The sequence below is a fragment of the Luteibacter yeojuensis genome (genome assembly GCF_000964085.1).
Classification (GTDB): Bacteria; Pseudomonadota; Gammaproteobacteria; order Xanthomonadales; family Rhodanobacteraceae; genus Luteibacter; species Luteibacter yeojuensis_A.
This window is the reverse complement of record NZ_JZRB01000002.1, coordinates 74,168-91,968: the sequence shown is the minus strand read 5'-3', so window position 1 is coordinate 91,968 and position 17,801 is coordinate 74,168. Positions and strand designations below refer to the sequence as shown.

The 17,801-nt window shown below is 66.5% G+C and carries 18 protein-coding genes; 8 read left to right on the top strand and 10 right to left on the bottom strand.

The genetic code is table 11. From position 1 onward, the window contains the following. Positions 1–66 precede the first annotated feature (66 nt). The 4 genes from pstA to rnt all read right to left on the bottom strand — a co-directional run bounded on the left by pstA (position 67) and on the right by rnt (position 3,912). A complete protein-coding gene (gene pstA / locus VI08_RS01240) occupies positions 67–933 on the bottom strand; it encodes a phosphate ABC transporter permease PstA (protein WP_045827720.1) in 867 nt (288 codons plus the stop codon). After that, on the bottom strand, positions 933–1,964 hold the full coding sequence (gene pstC / locus VI08_RS01235) for a phosphate ABC transporter permease subunit PstC (protein WP_045827719.1): 1,032 nt from the start codon (positions 1,962–1,964) through the stop codon (positions 933–935). Before pstC ends, pstA begins: the two co-directional genes overlap by 1 nt. A gap of 119 nt (positions 1,965–2,083) precedes the next feature. Beyond that, positions 2,084–3,106: a phosphate ABC transporter substrate-binding protein PstS gene (pstS, locus tag VI08_RS01230; protein ID WP_045827718.1), complete on the bottom strand. Its 1,023-nt coding sequence runs from the start codon at positions 3,104–3,106 to the stop codon at positions 2,084–2,086. Positions 3,107–3,252: 146 nt separating this feature from the next. Next, positions 3,253–3,912, bottom strand: a complete 660-nt coding sequence (rnt, locus tag VI08_RS01225; protein WP_045827717.1) for a ribonuclease T — start codon at positions 3,910–3,912, stop codon at positions 3,253–3,255. 214 nt (positions 3,913–4,126) lie between these two features. Between rnt and VI08_RS01220 the strand changes: the two genes are divergently transcribed. The 4 genes from VI08_RS01220 to VI08_RS01205 all read left to right on the top strand — a co-directional run bounded on the left by VI08_RS01220 (position 4,127) and on the right by VI08_RS01205 (position 8,562). Further along, positions 4,127–5,515, top strand: a complete 1,389-nt coding sequence (locus VI08_RS01220; protein ID WP_045827716.1) for a hypothetical protein — start codon at positions 4,127–4,129, stop codon at positions 5,513–5,515. A gap of 264 nt (positions 5,516–5,779) precedes the next feature. Continuing rightward, entirely contained in the window at positions 5,780–6,124 is a 345-nt protein-coding gene (locus VI08_RS01215) for a hypothetical protein (protein WP_157006208.1), read from the top strand. A gap of 212 nt (positions 6,125–6,336) precedes the next feature. Further along, positions 6,337–7,026 (top strand): carbonic anhydrase, encoded by a 690-nt coding sequence (locus tag VI08_RS01210; protein ID WP_045827714.1) that lies wholly within the window; start codon positions 6,337–6,339, stop codon positions 7,024–7,026. A gap of 15 nt (positions 7,027–7,041) precedes the next feature. Continuing rightward, positions 7,042–8,562 (top strand): SulP family inorganic anion transporter, encoded by a 1,521-nt coding sequence (locus VI08_RS01205; protein ID WP_045827713.1) that lies wholly within the window; start codon positions 7,042–7,044, stop codon positions 8,560–8,562. A gap of 160 nt (positions 8,563–8,722) precedes the next feature. Here VI08_RS01205 and nth read toward each other — a convergent pair whose 3' ends face one another. The 4 genes from nth to VI08_RS01185 are packed head-to-tail and all read right to left on the bottom strand — an operon-like array spanning position 8,723 to position 12,599. Beyond that, a complete protein-coding gene (gene nth / locus VI08_RS01200) occupies positions 8,723–9,358 on the bottom strand; it encodes an endonuclease III (protein ID WP_045827712.1) in 636 nt (211 codons plus the stop codon). Further along, entirely contained in the window at positions 9,355–9,963 is a 609-nt protein-coding gene (locus VI08_RS01195) for an RnfABCDGE type electron transport complex subunit B (RefSeq protein ID WP_045827711.1), read from the bottom strand. Before VI08_RS01195 ends, nth begins: the two co-directional genes overlap by 4 nt. 24 nt (positions 9,964–9,987) lie before the next feature. Continuing rightward, the gene (metG, locus tag VI08_RS01190) at positions 9,988–12,099 is read right to left on the bottom strand and encodes a methionine--tRNA ligase (RefSeq protein WP_045827710.1); all 2,112 of its coding nucleotides are present in this window, start codon (positions 12,097–12,099) and stop codon (positions 9,988–9,990) included. A 53-nt stretch (positions 12,100–12,152) separates the two neighbouring features. After that, the gene (locus tag VI08_RS01185) at positions 12,153–12,599 is read right to left on the bottom strand and encodes a DUF2147 domain-containing protein (RefSeq protein ID WP_045827709.1); all 447 of its coding nucleotides are present in this window, start codon (positions 12,597–12,599) and stop codon (positions 12,153–12,155) included. A 244-nt stretch (positions 12,600–12,843) separates the two neighbouring features. Here VI08_RS01185 and apbC point away from each other — a divergent pair, with 244 nt between their 5' ends. The 3 genes from apbC to VI08_RS01170 all read left to right on the top strand — a co-directional run bounded on the left by apbC (position 12,844) and on the right by VI08_RS01170 (position 15,116). Further along, the gene (gene apbC, locus VI08_RS01180) at positions 12,844–13,929 is read left to right on the top strand and encodes an iron-sulfur cluster carrier protein ApbC (RefSeq protein ID WP_045827708.1); all 1,086 of its coding nucleotides are present in this window, start codon (positions 12,844–12,846) and stop codon (positions 13,927–13,929) included. Positions 13,930–13,962: 33 nt separating this feature from the next. Further along, positions 13,963–14,529 carry a dCTP deaminase gene (gene dcd / locus VI08_RS01175; protein ID WP_045827707.1) on the top strand — a complete coding sequence of 189 codons (567 nt, stop codon included), beginning with the start codon at positions 13,963–13,965 and terminating at the stop codon, positions 14,527–14,529. 86 nt (positions 14,530–14,615) lie between these two features. Next, the gene (locus VI08_RS01170) at positions 14,616–15,116 is read left to right on the top strand and encodes a hypothetical protein (protein ID WP_045827706.1); all 501 of its coding nucleotides are present in this window, start codon (positions 14,616–14,618) and stop codon (positions 15,114–15,116) included. Between the two features lie 130 nt (positions 15,117–15,246). Here the strand turns inward: VI08_RS01170 and VI08_RS01165 are convergent, their stop codons facing one another. Together VI08_RS01165 and VI08_RS01160 are read right to left on the bottom strand one after the other, a co-directional pair. Further along, positions 15,247–15,654 (bottom strand): HIT domain-containing protein, encoded by a 408-nt coding sequence (locus VI08_RS01165; protein ID WP_045827705.1) that lies wholly within the window; start codon positions 15,652–15,654, stop codon positions 15,247–15,249. After that, a complete protein-coding gene (locus tag VI08_RS01160; RefSeq protein WP_045827704.1) occupies positions 15,651–16,322 on the bottom strand; it encodes a dienelactone hydrolase family protein in 672 nt (223 codons plus the stop codon). Before VI08_RS01160 ends, VI08_RS01165 begins: the two co-directional genes overlap by 4 nt. Before the next feature lie 156 nt (positions 16,323–16,478). Here VI08_RS01160 and rimO point away from each other — a divergent pair, with 156 nt between their 5' ends. Then, the gene (gene rimO / locus VI08_RS01155; protein WP_045827703.1) at positions 16,479–17,801 is read left to right on the top strand and encodes a 30S ribosomal protein S12 methylthiotransferase RimO; all 1,323 of its coding nucleotides are present in this window, start codon (positions 16,479–16,481) and stop codon (positions 17,799–17,801) included.

Sequence of the window (17,801 nt, the reverse complement as noted above, 5' to 3'; positions counted from 1 at the left end):
CCCAGGTCGACGCCGGCGTGGTGCGGCGACGTGCCGAAGCCCGGCTGGGAGGCGACTTCGTTCATGTTAGTCATGGGACACCTTGGAGCGGAAGGCGAAGCGGGCGATGAGGCTGAGCGCCAGCACGAACATGGTCAGCACGAAGGCACCGGCCCAGGCGAGGACGTTGATGTCCGGGCTCGGGTCCTTGGTGTACTCGTAGATGATCTGCGGCAGGCTCGGCATCTTGTCGAGGGGGTTGAACGTCATGAAGTTGTTGCCGAACGCCGTGAACAGCAGCGGGGCGGTTTCGCCGCTGATGCGGGCCAGGGCCAGCAGGATGCCGGTGACGATGCCTGAGCGGGCCGAGCGCACCAGGATCTGCATGGTGAGCTTCCACTGCGGCACGCCGAGCGAAAGGGCCGCCTCGCGCAGCGTGCCGGGCACCAGGCGCAGCATCTCGTCGGTGGTACGCACGATCACGGGCAGGGCGATGAGGGCGAGGGCGATGCCGCCGGCCAGGCCGGAGAAGGTGACGTTGCCGTCGGTAAGGTACTTCGAGGGCAGCACCACGATGGTGTAGACGAACAGGCCCAGCACGATCGACGGCGCCGAGAGCAGGATATCGTTGAGGAAGCGGATGGTGGGGCCCAGCTTCGAGCGCAACGAGTACTCGGCCAGCCACGTGCCGGCGCACACGCCGATGGGCGTGGCGATGAGGATGCCGAGGATGTTGAGGATGAGGCTGCCGACCATGGCGTTGGCCAGGCCGCCTTCCTCGCGGTAGGCGCTGATCTTGGTGAACAGCTGCGGCTTGAGTCCGGCGATGCCCTGGCTCAGCGTTTCCCACAGGATCCACGCCAGGAACAGCAGGCCGATCGCCGTGGCGAACATGCTCAGCGTCATCGCGATGATGTTCTTGATGCGGCGCTTGGTATAGAGCGAGGTGGACATTACTTGCCCTCCTTCGTGGCCAGGCGGCGCAGCATGAGGCGGGCGATGAGCAGCACGATGAAGGTCACCACGAACAGCAGGAAGGCCAGCGCCATCAGCGCCGAGCGCTGCAGGCCCTGTGCCTCGCCGAACTGGTTGGCGATGGTCGAGGCGATGGAGCTGCTCGTTTCAAGGAACGAGAGCGAGAACTTGAACGTGTTGCCGAGCACGAAGGCCACCGCCATCGTCTCGCCCAGCGCGCGGCCCAGGCCAAGGAACACGCCGCCAATGACGGCCGTGCGGGTGTAGGGCACGACGATATCCCACACCACTTCCCACGTGCTGGAACCCAGCGCGTAGGCCGACTCTTTCAGGCGCGTCGGCACGGTCTGGAACACCTCGCGCATCACCGAGGAGATGAACGGGATGATCATCACGGCGAGCACCAGGCCGGCGGTAAGCACGCCCGCGCCGAAGAACGGGTATTCGCTGGAGAAGAACTTCGCGATGCCCGGCACGTGCGTCACGAGCCAGCTGACCTGGCCATCCGGCGGGTCGGCGCTGAAGTTGTTCATCAGCCAGGGCTTGATGTGCTCGGCCACGAACGGGGCGAAGATGAAGAGGCCCCACATGCCGTAGATGATCGACGGGATGCCGGCGAGCAGTTCGATGGCGGAGCTGACCGGACCGCGCAGCCACTGCGGGGCGATCTCGGTGAGGAAGAGGGCGATGCCGAAGCTCACGGGCACGGCGAACAGCAGCGCGATGAAGGCGGTGCCGATGGTGCCCATGATGGGTACGAGCGCACCGTACTGGTCGTTGCTCGGGTCCCAGGCGGCGCTGGTGAGGAAGCCGAAGCCGAAGGTATGGAACGCGTCCGAGCCCAGCCACAGCGTGGAGCCCGCGGCGCCGACGAGCGCCAGCAGCACGATGAGGGCGCAGCCCTTGAGGATCCAGGCGAAGATGCGGTCGTCGCGCGTGTCCTTGGCATTGCGGGCCGCTTCGGCGGCGCGCTCGGCACTGGGAACGGCGTTGCTGACGGTGGCGTGCATGCGGATGCGGTTTCCTGGGGCCTGTGCAAACGTGAGGGCCGCCGCCCGTGGTTGGGCGGCGACCCCCGGTGGGTAGTTACCGTGACCGGCTTAGATTGCAGCCGGATGGCAAAACCCTATTACTTGTTGCCGAAGTCGGAAGCCCAGTAGCCTTCGATCTTCTGCACCAGCGTGGCCGGCAGCGCGACATAGTCGAGCGACGAGGCGTCGGCCTGGCCCTTCTCGAGCGACCACTTGAAGAAGTCGAACGCCACCTTGGTGTGCGACGGGTTCTTCGACTTCTTGTACATGATGATCCAGGTCGTCGCGGTGATCGGCCATGCCTGGTCGCCCGGGGCGTTGGTCATGATCACGTTGAAGTCCTTGGCCGAGGCCCAGTCAGCCGTGCCAGCGGCGGCGCCGAAGGTTTCAGCGTTCGGCTGGACCCACTTGCCGGCGGCGTTCTGCATCTGCGCGAACGAGATGCTGTTCTTCTTGGCGTAGGCGTATTCGACGTAGCCGATGGAACCGGGGATCTGGCGGACGTACTGCGACACGCCTTCGTTACCCTTGCCGCCGACGCCGGCCGGCCATTCGACGGCCGTGCCGAACTTCACCTTCGAGGCCCACTCCGGGCTCACCTTCGACAGGTAGTTGGTGAAGTTGAACGAGGTGCCCGAGCCGTCCGAGCGGTGCACGACGGTGATCTTGTTGCTGGGGATCTTCAGGCCCGGGTTCAGCGCGGTGATGGCCGGGTCGTCCCACTTGGCGATCTTGCCGAGGTAGATGTCGGCGAGGACGGCGCCGGTCAGCTTCAGCTGGCCCGCCTGCACGCCCTGGAGGTTCACCACCGGCACGATGCCGCCGACGACGCTGGGGAACTGGCCCAGGCCGAACTTGGTGAGGTCTTCGCTGCTCATCGGGGCGTCGGAGGCGCCGAAGTCGATGGTGCCTTCCTTGATCTGGGCGATACCGGCACCCGAACCGACCGACTGGTAGTTCAGCTTGTTACCCGTGGCCTCGGCGTACTTCGCCGACCACTTGGAGATGACGGGGTAGACGAAGCTCGAACCGGCGCCGGTGATGTCGGTGGCCTGGGCGGCGCCCATGCCGAACAGCGAAGCAGCCACCAGGGCGGCGATGCGGAGTTTGCGTGTGAACACGGTGTAGTCCTCGGAGGAATGAGAGTCGGGCGATGCCCGCCCGGGGCCGTATTCCAGCCCTGCCGTGTTGCAATGAAATGTGTCGAATGTTTCAGCGTCATGACAGCGAGCGATTTGCTGTCATATTCAAAAGCTTACGAATTGGCTCAAACTGCGATGGGCGTCACGCGATCGCGTTCAGCAAGCTCCAGCCGGCGCCACTTGTTCACGATCTCGCAGAAGAGCTCCGCGGTGCGTTCCGCATCGTAGACCGCCGAGTGGGCCTCGCGGGTGTCGAAGCTGAGGCCGGCCGCGATGGCCGCCTTGCTCAGCACGGTTTGCCCGTAGGCCAGGCCGCCCAGTGTGGCCGTGTCGAAGCAGCTGAAGGGGTGGAACGGGTTGCGCTTGTGGCCGACCCGGCGCACGGCCGCATTTAGGAAGGCGAGATCGAACGCGGCGTTGTGCCCCACCAGGACGGCCCGCTGGCACTCCGCCACCTTGACCGCCTCGCGCACCGCGTTGAAGACGTGGTCGAGCGCCTGCCGCTCGGGCAGGGCACCACGGAACGGGTGGTCGGGGTCGATGCCAGTCACCTCGAGGGAGCGGGGGTCGATGTTGGCGCCCGGGAAGGGCTCCACATTGGCCGACACCGCGGGCTGCGGCACCAGGAAACCGGAGGGCTCCATCCGCACCGCCACGACGGCGATCTCCAGCAGGGCATCGCGTTCGGCATCGAAGCCGCCCGTTTCCACATCCACGATGACAGGCAGGAAGCCCCGGAACCGCCCGGCCATGGCCGTGGCGGTGCTGTTACTGGTCGTATCCATGCCGTGAAGGATACCAGCCCCCGGCCAGACCGGCACCAGACGTTAAGCGAATGTGCGGCTGTCGTCATCCTGTCACAAAAAAACCATCGAACCGTAAAGCCCTTCACCCATCCTTCGCGCCGTTGGCCCCGGTTGAGAAGTTTCGGACAGAAATACCTCAGCCCGGGGGCACAGGGGTCCACACACACACTTTCATACCAAGCGGAGAAATCCCATGCGTTCCAAGTTGCTCACGGTGGCCATCGCTGCCGGTCTGGGCGTGACGAGCTTCTCGGCCCTGGCTGCCACCAAGCACCAGTCGTCGCAGCCGGCTCGCGTCACGGTCGACGCCGCCACCCTCCAGCAGCTCCAGGCGCAGCTGGCTGCCCTCCAGGCCCAGGTCGCCGACCTGCAGGCCAAGCAGGAAGCGCAGGCTGATGCCCAGGTCGAGACCGCCAAGGCGGTGAACGACGTGCAGGTCGCCGCTGCCAAGCCGACCGAAGACCTTGGCAAGAAGGTCGACAAGCTGGCGAAGTTCGTGAACGACACGAAGATCGGCGGCACCATGTTCTTCGACCTGACCGACATGAACCACAAGGAACGCGTGGGCACCGGTCGCGAACACGTCGTCGACGGCCACGGCGCCGTGAACGGCACCGGCTTCGACGTCAAGCGCTTCTACCTGGTCGTCGACCACACTTTCGACGATATCTGGTCGGCCAACCTCACCACCGACTTCAGCTACCAGTCGGCCATCAGCTCCACCAGCCTGTTCGTCAAGAAGGCCTACGTGCAGGGCAAGTTCGATCCGCTCTTCACCGTGCGCTTCGGTGCGGCCGACATGCCGTGGATCCCGTTCGTCGAGAAGTGGTACGGCTACCGCTACGTCGAGAACACCATCACCGACCGCTCGTTCGAAGGCGGCCGCGGTACCCCGACCGTCACGGCGGGCGTGGGCGCGTTCGGCAACTCGTCCGACTGGGGTATCCACGCCCTCGGCGAGACCAAGGGTGATAACTCGATCAACTACCAGCTGTCGGTCGTCAACGGCCGCGGCTACCGCAACCTGACCCGCTCGAAGGGCGTGGACGCGGAAGGCCGCATCGGCTACTCGCCGATCGAGCAGATGGTGATCGCGATCGGTGGCTACAGCGGCAAGCGCGGCCTCGACTCCGACGTCGCCACCTTCGTCCCGACCCGCACGGCCTCGCGTGGCGATGCCATGATCGCGTGGCGCGACAAGACCTGGGGCGTGGGCGCGGAATACTTCCACGCCAGCAACTGGGACGACATCCTGCGCAACGGCACCGGCACGGGTGCCCCGAGCGGCCCGCTGTCCATCAAGGACAAGACCGACGGCTACTCGGCCTGGGCTGACTGGAAGTTCTACGACCAGTTCGCCGTGTTCGCCCGCTACGATCACCTGAACTACAAGTACACGTCGCCGACCAACATCGAGCGCGAGATCAAGGACAAGTACTACAACGCCGGTGTGTCGTACGACGTCCTCAAGAACCTGAAGCTGGCCCTCGTCTACAAGCACAACGAGATGAACGGCCCGGTTGCCACCCCGTACCACTACAAGACCAACGAAGTGGGCTTCTGGGGCATGCTGAGCTTCTAAGCGGTATCGGAACGGAGTTCTGCTCAAGGACGAATCGGACGGCGGGCCCTGTGCCCGCCGTTTTTTTTGCGTCTGCTCCGAATCGTCTCACCCGGGATCGATCGTTCGGATGGCCAAATCCTGAACGAACCAAGGCGTGCACGGGCCTGGACGCGCCACCAACTGTGCGCCAGGCCTTGTTTTCAGCCTTTTTTTGCCCCCGATCCTGAATTTGCTGCGCTGCGCTACTTGCAACTGTCACACGCGCTGGCTAGGTTCGGCCCCATGGCTACTGTCCTCACCCGCTTCATGCGCCGCGCCGCCAGCACGTGTTTCGTGCTGTTCGCGCTGTTTATCGCATGCGCGTCGGTGCAGGCCACGCCGTGCGATGCGCCGCTGGAGCATGCCGTGCATGCCACGCTGGCCATCGACGACACCGCCGCGGGCGATGCCATCGACCCGGCCCCATCGATCGAGGACAACACCCTCAGCCTCGACGACACCTTCGACGTGCCTCCCCAGCATGTCATGCCCCTGGGCAAGGCCCTGGCCGCGCATCCCCCCGCGCCACCGCCGCCGCCCCACGCGCACCACCACAGCTTCGAGCTGCGCCCCCCCATCGCGGCCTAACCCGCTGTTGTAGGAGCGCGCTCCGCGCGCGACATCTTTCGCCTCAATGCAGCAGGGCCTGTGGCTCTTTCGCGAAAGGCGTCGCGCACAAGTGCGCTCCTACATGACCCCCGTTACACCCTTTCCCCATTGATTCGGCGCACCGTACCGCGGCACGCCAGCGGGCCATCGCGCCCGCAAACCCCATCCCTCACGCAAAGAGAGAGAACACCATGGAACGTCTCATCCAGGGCTTTGACCAGTTTCGCCGTGACATGACCGACGAGCAGCGCGCCACGTTCGCGCGCCTCGCCTCCGGCCAGACCCCGCACACCATGTTCATCACCTGCGCCGATTCGCGCGTGATGCCCGAGCTGATGTTCAACGCGCAGCCGGGCGACCTGTTCGTGTACCGCAACGTCGGCAACATCGTGCCGCCGTACGCGCAGCACGTCAGCGGCGTCGTCGCGGCCATCGAGTACGCAGTCACCGCGCTGAAGGTGCAGCACATCGTCATCTGCGGCCACTCCGATTGCGGCGCCATGAAGGCGCTGCAGAACCCGGCCGCGCTGAAGGGCAAGCCCTCGGTGGAGCAGTGGCTGAAGCACGCCGACGTGGCGCGCTACGTGGTGGCCGAGAACCGCCCCACCATCCAGGGCGAGGAAGGGCTTCGCTACCTCACCGAAGAAAACGTCGTGGGCCAGCTGGAGCACCTGCGCACGCTGCCGGCGGTCGCCGCCGCCATGGCCAATGGCAGCCTGCGCATCCACGGCTGGATCTACGACATCGCGAAGACGGAGATCACCGCCTTCGATCCGCTCGAAGGCCGTTTCAGCCCGCTCGCGGCTGACCCGGCCGATGTTCGCGACGCCACGCCGCACGCACGCTTCTCCGTGCCGACGGCGGTGGCGTCCGCCGCCTAACAAGGAAAGCCGCACATGCGCACTTACTTCTCCCAGGGCCTCTTTGGCCGCGACCTCCTAGGATCGGTGGTCGTTTTTCTTGTCGCACTCCCGTTGTGCATGGGTATCGCCATCGCATCGGGCATGCCACCGAGCGCGGGCCTCATCACGGGCATCGTGGGCGGCATCGTGGTGGGCGCCATCGCCGGTTCGCCGCTGCAGGTCAGCGGCCCGGCGGCGGGCCTGGCGGTCCTGGTGTTTGAACTGGTGCGCGAGCACGGCGTGGCCGCCCTTGGCCCCGTCGTGCTCCTCGCCGGCGCCATCCAGGTCGTCGCGGGCCTGTGCAAGGTCGGCGTGTGGTTCCGCATGACATCCCCGGCCGTCGTGGCGGGCATGTTGTCGGGCATCGGCATCCTCATCGTGGCATCGCAGTCGCACGTGCTCATGGACGCGATCCCGCTGGCCCGTGGCCTCGAGAACTTCGCAGCGCTGCCGGGCGCGGCCTTCGAGACCGTCAGCGGGGCGGGCGAAGGGCAGGGCATGACGGCCCTCATGATCGGCCTGGGCACCATCGGCATCATGCTGGGCTGGGAAAAGCTGCGCCCCGCGAAGCTGCGCTTCGTCCCGGGCGCCCTGCTTGCCGTCATCGCCATGACGCTCACCGCCCAGCTGGCGGCCCTCGACGTCAAGCGCGTCGACGTGCCGGCCAACCTGTTCTCGGCGGTGAACATCCCGAGCATGGGCACGCTGTTTGGCCTGTTCGACAGCACGCTGCTGGTGGCCGCCGCCACGTTCGCATTCATCGCGAGCGCGGAAACGCTGCTCTCCGCCGCGGCCGTGGACCGCATGCACGACGGCGTGCGCACGAACTACGACCGTGAGCTGACGGCGCAGGGCGTGGGCAACCTGGTGTGCGGCTTCCTCGGCGCGTTGCCCATGACCGGCGTGATCGTGCGTAGCGCGGCCAATGTGCAGGCGGGTTCCGCCACCCGCATGGCCACCATCATGCACGGCACGTGGCTGCTGGCGTTCGTCATGCTGTTGCCGTGGATCATGCGCATGACCCCGGTCTCGTGCCTGGCCGGCATCCTGGTATTCACCGGTGTCAAGATGGTGAACCCGAAGCAGATCAAGGACCTCGCCGCCTACGGCAAGGGCACCGCCGCCGTCTATGTCGCCACCACCGTGGCCATCGTCGCGACCGACCTGCTCACCGGCGTCATCGTCGGCTTCGGCCTCTCGCTGTTCCGCCTCGCGCTGCTCTCGTCGAAGCTCAAGCTCGACCTCAAGCACCACGACGAAAAGCCCGGCCACGCCACGCTGCATCTGGAAGGCTCGGCCACGTTCCTCAAGGTGCCGACCATGGCCCGCACGCTCGAAGGCATCCCGCCGAATACGCGCCTGCAGGTGGCGATGGACCGCCTGCAGCACGTCGACCAGGCGTCCCTCGAACTGCTGCGCGAATGGGGCCGAAATGCTTCCAAGCGCGGCTGCGAGCTGGTGGTCGACTGGCAGGAGCTCAACCGACGCGTCGAAGGCTCGCGCCAACCGGCGTAGCAACAACAGGGTGGCGACGGCAATGGGGCCGTCGCCACAACGCGATGTAGGAGCTCACTTTGTGGGCGACATCTTTCGCGAAAGCGCGGCAGGCGCTGTGGCGGCTGTACGAAAGGCGTCGCCCACGGAGTGGGCTCCTACACCAGGCGATGCAGCGCCGTTAGGCTTTCGTCTTTTGCTTGTAGGCGCAAAGATCGCGGATGGCGCACTCGGGGCATTCGGGCTTGCGCGCCTTGCATACGTAGCGCCCGTGCAGGATCAGCCAGTGGTGGGCGTCCTGGATGAATGCCTTCGGGATCACTTTTTCCAGCTTGTCTTCCACCTTGCGCACATCGGGCCCCGGTGCCAGGCCGGTGCGGTTGGCGACGCGGAAGATATGCGTGTCCACCGCGATGGTGGGCTGGCCGAAGGCCGTGTTGAGCACCACGTTGGCCGTCTTGCGGCCCACGCCCGGCAGCGATTCCAGCGCCTCGCGTGATTCGGGCACCTCGCCGCCATACTGGTCGACGAGGATCTGGCTCATCGCGATGAGGTTCTTGGCCTTGTTGTTGTACAGGCCAATGGTGCTGATGTAGCCCTTCAGTTTTTCCAGGCCCAGCTTCAGTATCTTCTGCGGCGTGTTGGCCACCGGGAAGAGCTTGCGCGTGGCCTTGTTCACGCCCACGTCGGTGGCCTGCGCCGATAGCGCCACGGCCGAGAGCAGTTCGAACGGCGTGGTGTATTCGAGCTCGGTTTTCGGGTGCGGGTTCAGCTCGCGCAGGCGGGTGAACATCTCGACGATGTCGGCCTTCTTCACGGCGTGTCCTTCTTCTTCGCCTTGGCACGGGCCAATGCATCGAGCACCGCGTTGCGCGCGGCGGGCGCGCCGACATCGCGCTTGCTTGCGGCCAACTGCTGTTCGCGGGCATCGCGCTCGCGGCCAAGGCGGCCCTCGCGGCGCTGGAAGCGCAGGCGCGCCGCGTCGGCGTACGCCCGGTCGCCCGCCTGTGCAAGCGGCATCGGATCGAGCGTGATGCAATCGACGGGGCAGGCCGGCACGCAAAGCTCGCATCCGGTGCACAGATCGCTCACCACCGTGTGCATCACCTTGGCGGCGCCGAGGATGGCGTCGACGGGGCAGGCCTGGATGCACTTGGTGCAGCCGATGCACTCGGCTTCGACCACGCGCGCCAGCGTGCGGGGCTTCTCCTCGCCATGCACGGGGTCCAGCGGCAGCACCGGCTGGCCGAGCAGGGCGGCCAGCCTTTCGATGCCCAGCGCGCCGCCCGGCGGGCAGCGGTTGATGGGCGCTTCGCTGGCGGCGATGGCCTCGGCGTAGGGGCGGCAGCCGTGGAACCCGCACTGCTCGCACTGGGTCTGCGGCAGCAGGGCGTCGATGCGGTCGGCAAGCGTTGGCGTCATGGCTGGCGCAAGGCCGATCGGGGTTTAGCGGACCGTTGCGCCCGGCGCCGCGCCCTGGTCGGCGTCGAGCAGGAACAGGTCCGCGCCGCCGTCGCCGGCGGAGAGGATCATGCCCTCGGACAAGCCGAAGCGCATCTTGCGCGGGGCCAGGTTGGCGATGAACACGACGTTGCGGCCCACGAGTTTTTCCGGCTCGCCATAGGCGGCGCGGATGCCCGAGAAGATCTGGCGGGTGCCCAGCGGGCCGGCATCCAGTTCAAAGCGCAACAGCTTGTCCGAGCCCTCGACGAATTCGCACGCCACCACCTTGCCGACGCGGAGGTCGAGCCTGGCGAAGTCGTCGATGGAAATGGTGGTGGTCTCGGTGCTGGCGGTGGCGTCGGTCATGGCTTTCGGGGCTTCTTTGGGCTTGGCTTTGGTTTTCTTCGCGTCGGCCGCGGCGGCCTCGCGGGCCTGTTCGGCGGGCGTCAGCGATTCTTTCGACGATTCGACCATGGTGTCGATTTTCTTCGGATCGAGCCGGCTGAACAGCGGCGTGAAGGCGTTGACGGTGTGGCCGAACAGCTCCCGGCGGGCATCGGCGAACGTGGCGATGGGCGCGCCGAGGAACTGCTCGGCGGCGGCGACGGTGACGGGGATGATGGGCTTGAGCAGGCCGGAGAGCAGGCGGAACGCGTTGAGCGCGAACGTGCAGACCTGCTGCAGCTCGTCGCGGCGTGCCTCGTCCTTCGCGATGACCCACGGGGCCTTCGCGGCGATGTAGCCGTTGACCGCATCGGCCATGGCGACGAAGCGGCGCGTGGCTTCGGCGTACTCATCGGCTTCGTACAGGGCCTCGATGCCGTCGTACTGCGCCAGGAGCTCGCGCCACAGTGCGGTGGCCTCGTCGTCGAAGCGCTCGGCCAGCTTGCCCGCGAAGTGCGTGTTGACGAAGCCGGCGGTGCGGCTGGCGATGTTGGCCCACTTGCCCACCAGGTGCGAGTTCACCCGCTCCTCGAACGACTTGAGGTCGAGGTCGACATCCACCGGGGTGGGGCCGAGCATGGTGGCGAAGTAGTAGCGCAGCGCCTCGGGGTCGAGGCCGGCATCGAGGTACGTGCGCGCCTGGATGAAGGTGCCGCGCGACTTGGACATCTTCGCGCCGTTCACCGTCAGGTAGCCGTTGGTGTGCAGCGCCGTCGGCACGCGGAAACCCGCGCCGTGCAGCATGGCCGGCCAGAACAGGCCATGGAAGTTGATGATGTCCTTGCCGATGAAGTGGTGCATCTCGGCGGTGCTGCCGGCGCCGAGGAACTCGTCGAAGACGATACCCTTGCGCTCGCACAGCGCCTTGAACGCCGCGAGGTAGCCCACGGGCGCGTCGAGCCACACGTAGAAGAACTTGCCCGGCGCGTCGGGGATGGGGAAGCCGAAGTAGGGTGCGTCGCGGGAGATATCCCAATCGCGCAGGCCACCTTCGATCCACTCGCCCAGCTTGGCGACGACGCTGCTGTCGGCGGTGGGCTTGCCGTGCGTGAACTTGCCGGCGAACCAGTCGCGCAGCAGCGCCTCGAACTTGCCCAGCTCGAAGAAATAATGCTCGGAATCGCGCAGTACCGGCGTGGCGCCGGACATGACCGAGTACGGGTTGACGAGCTCGGTGGGCGCATAGGTGGCGCCGCAGTTCTCGCAGTTGTCGCCGTACTGGTCGGGCGTGCCGCACACCGGGCAGGTGCCCTTGATGTAGCGGTCGGGCAGGAACATGTCGCGCGTGGGGTCGTACAGCTGCTGGATATCGCGGCGGGTGATATAGCCGCCCTCGCGCAGCTTCAGGTAGATCGCGGTGGCGAGCTCCTGGTTCTCCGGCGAATGCGTGGTGTGGTACTGGTCGTAGCTGAAGTGGAAATCGGTGAAATCCGCCTCGTGGCTGGCGCGGATGCCGGCGATGTATTCCTCGGCGGTTTTGCCGACCTTCTCGGCCGCGAGCATGATGGGCGTGCCGTGGGCGTCTTCGCCGGCCACGTACCACACCTCGTTGCCCTGCATGCGCTGCGCCCGGGCCCAGATATCGGCTTGGATGTAGCCGAGCATATGGCCCAGGTGGAGCGGGCCATTGGCGTAGGGGAGGGCGTTGGTGACAAGGATGCGGCGGGCCATGGTTTGCACGGTCGGCTATGGGACCGGGGATTATGGCATGGCCCGCCCTGCCTTTAGTCGGCGCGGACCCACTCCTGGCTGCGGCCGATGAGCGAGAAGCCGATGTAACCGTGGACGTCGAGCTTCTTGCCGCCGTCTTCGAGCTTGAGTGTCACCTTGTAAATTTTGCCCTTGGCCGGGTCGAGGATCTGGCCGCCCGACCATTCGTCGCCATCGGGCTTCAGGCCCCACATGATAACCATGCCCTCGATGGGCTTGCCCTTGCGGTCGCCGCTGCACTCGTCGCAGGTGGGGTGCGGGCCCTTGTCGGATTTCAGCACCTGGAGCACCTTGCCCTCGAGCGCGCCGTTGCTTTCGGTGATCTCGACGATGGACTTCACCTCGTGGGTCTTGTCGTCGATGGTCTTCCACTTGCCGACCGGTGAGTTGGTGGCGGCAAGGGCCGGGAGGGCGGCCGTCGCGAGGGCGAGGGCGGCGGCGGTGCGGATCAGGTGCTTCATAGGCTCGTGGGCTCCCCATACGGTCAGGTACGGCTGGAGACTGACGAAAGGTGTGTCATGGCGTCAAGCTGCACCGCACCGGGGGGGCTTATCGCCAGCAAGCTGGCTCCCACAGGGGGGTGCCGGCAGCCCATGGTGGGGTGGGGAATTGTGGAGCCAGGTTCCTGTGGGAGCCAGCTTGCTGGCGATGGGGGCCAGCCCCCCGTGCCATAATTGCTTCATCTTCGGTTTTCCTCATTCCCCCATGTCCCAGGCCAGCGAAACCCTCGTACGCGGCGTGCTCGACCGCGTCGTCGACCCTCATTCCGGCCAGCCGCTGGGCGCCGCTATCCGCGCCGTGGGCGTCGATGGCAACCGCGTCTCGGTCGACCTCCAGCTGGGCTACCCGGCCGAAGGTTACGTGGCGCAGGCCGCGGCGGACGCCAGGGCCGCCCTCGAAGCCGAGCCGGGCATCGCCTCGGCCGCCGTCTCGGTCACGTGGCGGGTCCACGCCCACAAGGTGCAGGGGCAGCTGGCCCCGATGCCCGGGGTGAAGAACATCATCGCCGTGGCCTCGGGCAAGGGCGGCGTGGGCAAGTCCACCGTCTCGGTCAACCTGGCCCTGGCCCTGGCGGCCGAGGGCGCCCGGGTGGGCCTGCTCGACGCCGACATCTACGGCCCCAGCCAGCAGCGCATGCTGGGCCTGTCGGGCAAGCCCGTCTCGCCCGATGGCAAGAGCATCGAGCCGATGCGCGCGCACGGCCTGCAGGCCATGTCCATCGGCGTGCTCATCGAAGAAGACACCCCCATGATCTGGCGCGGCCCCATGGTCACCCAGGCGCTGATGCAGCTGCTCAACGACACCCGCTGGGACGAGCTGGATTACCTCATCATCGATCTGCCACCGGGCACGGGCGATATCCAGCTCACGCTGTCGCAGAAGGTGCCGGTCTCCGGCGCCGTCATCGTCACCACCCCGCAGGACATCGCGCTGCTCGACGCCCGCAAGGCGCTGGGCATGTTCCGCAAGGTGGAAGTGCCAGTGCTGGGCGTGGTCGAGAACATGGCCACCCACGTGTGCACGAACTGCGGCCATGAGGAACACATCTTCGGCCACGGCGGCGGCGCCCGCATGGCGGAAGAGGCCGGCATCGCCTTCCTCGGCGAGCTGCCGCTGGATATCCGCATCCGCCAGCAGGCCGACGACGGCAAGCCTACGGTGGCGGCCATGCCCGACTCCGACCTGGCCGCGCGCTACCGCGCCATCGCCCGCGCGGCGGCCGCCAGGCTGTCGCTGCAGGCCCGCAACAAGGCCATCTCGTTCCCCAAGATCGTCATCCAGAACACCTGATATCCTTTCCAGCTTGAGCGAGGGAGACCGTAAGTGAGCATCAAGTCCGACAAGTGGATCCGCCGCATGGCCGAGCAGCACGGCATGATCGAGCCGTATGCGCCTGGCCAGGTGAAAGAGCGCGACGGCCACCGCCTCGTGTCGTATGGCACGTCCAGCTACGGCTACGACGTGCGCTGCGCCGACGAGTTCAAGGTGTTCACCAACATCAACTCCACCATCGTCGACCCCAAGGCGTTCGACAAGGGCAGCTTCGTCGACATCAAGTCCGATGTCTGCATCATCCCGCCCAACTCGTTCGCCCTGGCGCGCACGGTCGAGTACTTCCGCATCCCGCGCAACGTGCTCACCATCTGCCTGGGCAAGAGCACCTACGCGCGCTGCGGCATCATCGTGAATGTCACCCCGCTGGAGCCGGAGTGGGAGGGCCACGTCACGCTGGAGTTCTCCAACACCACGCCGCTGCCCGCGAAAATCTACGCCAACGAGGGCGTCGCGCAGATGCTCTTCCTGGAATCCGACGAGGTATGCGAGGTCTCCTACGCCGACCGCGGCGGTAAGTACCAGGGCCAGCGCGGCGTCACCCTGCCGAGCACCTGAACGCGTTCACGGTCGCACCCGCGCCCGACACCCGGGCGCGGTAGACTCGCCCTTCCTGCCCGTTCCAACGATCCACGGAGACACGCATGACCCGAGTTCCCACCCTGATGGCCCGCATCGGCGCGGCGCTGTTCCTCGCCAGCACGCTGGTCCTCGCCGGCTGCCACGGTGGCGCGACGAAGGGCGACAAGATCGCCACCTCGTCGGAGCAGGGCCAGTTCGATTACACGCTCAAGGCCTACAAGAGCGGCCAGTTCCAGACCACCGACGGCGCCGTGCTCTCGGCGGCTGACGCCGGCAGCCACTTCGCCTACCTGAAGGACACCGGCAAGCTGCCCAAGACGGTGCTGCTGCTGCCCAGCGACGACTCGAAGATCCGCGACAACCACCTGGGCTTCATGGCCCGCATGGCGCTGGATTACGGCTTCGCCGTGTACTACGACAAAAAGGGTGAGCTCGTCCGCCTCAACGCGGTGGAAAGCGAAGCCCGCCAGCTCGAAGACACCCCGCACAAGGCCGACCTGCCCGACCGCATGAAGGGCAAGGAAGCATCCAGCGGCGCCTACGACCCGCAGACCCAGCAATAAACAGAAGGCCGGCGCAAGCCGGCCTTTCTTTTATTGCCTGTGGGAGCGCGCTCGCGCGCGAAAGCTTTTCGCCCAACCGCAACAGGCCCTGCTGCTCTTCCGCGAAAAGCTGTCGCGCGCGAGCGCGCTCCTACAGGTGCAAGGCACCCCGTAGCCGCGCTGCCACCGCCTCGATATCCGCATAAACCCCAGCCTTGCCCGAGCCCCACACCGGCCCCGGCCACGCCGCGTCGCCCTCCACGCGCGCCACCACGTGCACGTGCAGCTGGCGCACGATGTTGCCCAGCGCGCCGATGTTGAGCTTGTCGCACGGCCCCGCGCCGCGCAGCGCCTCGCCCGCCAGGTCCACCTCGCGCCACAGCGCGGCGCGGTCGGCTTCGGCAAGGTCGGCCACCTCCACCAGCCCCGGCTGGCGCGGCACCAGCACCAGCCAGGCGAAGCGGCTGTCGCGCATCAGCAGCACCCGGCACAGGGGCATGTCGCCGATGACGACCGTATCGCCGGCCAGCCGCGGGTCGAGCTCGAACGCCGGGCTCATGCCAGCTCGCGGGCGAAGAAGGCCATGGTGCGCTCCCACGCCAGGGTGGCGCTGGGTTCGTCGTAGCTGCCGCGCACGTCGCAGTTGAAGCCGTGGTCGGCCGGGTACACCCAGGTATCCATCTCCGGTTTCAGTTCACGGTGCTTCTCCACCATCTCGGGCGGGATCGAATGGTCGCGCTCGCCGAAATGGAAGATGACATTGGCCTTGGCCGGCTCCGAAAGGAACGGCACGTTGCGCGAGCCGTAATAGCTCGACGAGGGTAGGCCAAGGCGCAGCGCGGCCAGCGCGGCGACGGTGCCGCCCCAGCAATAGCCCACCGTGCCCACCTTCACCTTGTAGGTATCCTCCAGATAGCGTGCGGCGATGCCGACGTCCTGGGTCGGGCGCAACAGGCCCAGCTCGGCCACCATCTTCACGCCCTTGGTCATGCCTTCCTGGTCGTAGCCCGTCTCGACGCCTTTCTCCACCGGGTCGAAAAGGGCCGGGGCGATGGCGACGTAGCCCTCCGCCGCGAAGCGGTCGGCCACGCTGCGGATATGCGCGTTGACGCCAAAGATCTCCTGGATCACCACGATGCCGCCCTTCGGTGTGCCCGCAGGCTCGGCCAGGTAGGCGTCGACGCTCTCGTGGGGGCGGGATGTATCGAGGATCAGGGTACGACCCATGGGGGAGTCTCCGGGTGGGGTGAGAAAGGTGCGGGGAGCTTAGCGTGCGCAATGTCCGGTGGGGGTGACGCCCGGAGGAGGGCATCGCGCGCGAGCGCGCTCCCACACAGGGGGTGAGGTATCATTGCGGGTTTCCTATCCCCGGTACCCAAGGCAATGTCCCAGGCCGCCCAGACCCAGAAGATCGGCTTTGTCAGCCTTGGTTGCCCCAAGGCCCTTGTCGATTCCGAGCGCATCCTCACCCAGCTGAAGGTCGAGGGCTACGAGATCGTGCCCACGTATGGCGAGGCGGATGCCGTCGTCGTCAACACCTGCGGCTTCATCGATTCGGCGGTGCAGGAATCGCTCGACGCCATCGGCGAGGCGCTGCACGAGAACGGCAAGGTCATCGTCACCGGCTGCCTGGGCAAGCGTTCGGAGCTTATCCGCGAAAGCTACCCCGACGTGCTCGCCATCTCGGGCCCGCAGGATTACGCCTCGGTCATGGGCGCCGTGCACAAGGCGCTGCCGCCCACGCGCAACAAGTTCCTCGACCTGGTGCCCGATACCGGCGTGAAGCTCACGCCCAAGCACTACGCGTACCTCAAGATTTCCGAGGGCTGCAACCACCGCTGCAGCTTCTGCATCATCCCGTCGATGCGCGGCGACCTCGTCAGCCGCCCGGTCGACCAGGTGCTGATGGAAGCCGAGAAGCTGGTCCGCGGCGGGGTGAAGGAACTGCTGGTGATCTCGCAGGACACCAGCGCCTACGGCGTCGACACCCGCTACGCCGAGCGCGAGTGGCGCGGCAAGGCCTACCGCACCCGCATGACGGAGCTGTGCGAAGGCCTGTCGGAACTGGGCGTGTGGACGCGTCTGCACTACGTGTACCCGTACCCGCACGTGGACGAAATCATGCCGCTGATGGCCGACGGCAAGATCCTTCCGTACCTCGATATTCCGTTCCAGCACGCCAGCCCGCGCATCCTCAAGCTGATGAAGCGCCCGGGCAACGTCGACAAGACGCTCGAGCGCGTGCAGAACTGGCGCCGCCAGGTGCCGGACCTCACCATCCGCAGCACCTTCATCGTCGGCTTCCCCGGCGAGACAGATGCGGAGTTCAACGAGCTGCTCGATTTCCTGCGCGAAGCCGAGCTCGATCGCGTCGGCGCGTTTGCCTACTCGCCGGTGGATGGCGCGAAGGCCAACGACCTGCCGGGCCAGATCGATGAAGAGCTGAAGGAAGACCGCCTGGAGCAGTTCATGGCGGTGCAGGCGGAAATCTCCGCCGCCAGGCTGCAGCGCAAGGTCGGCAAGACCATCAAGGTGCTGGTGGACGAAATCGACGCCGAGGGCGCGTGGGGCCGTTCGAGCGCCGATGCACCCGAGATCGATGGCGCGGTCCGCATCGACGACGGCCAGCTGCTGAAGCCGGGCCAGTTCGTCGACGTGCTGGTCGAAGAAGCCGACGCCCACGACCTTTACGGCCGCCTGGCGTAA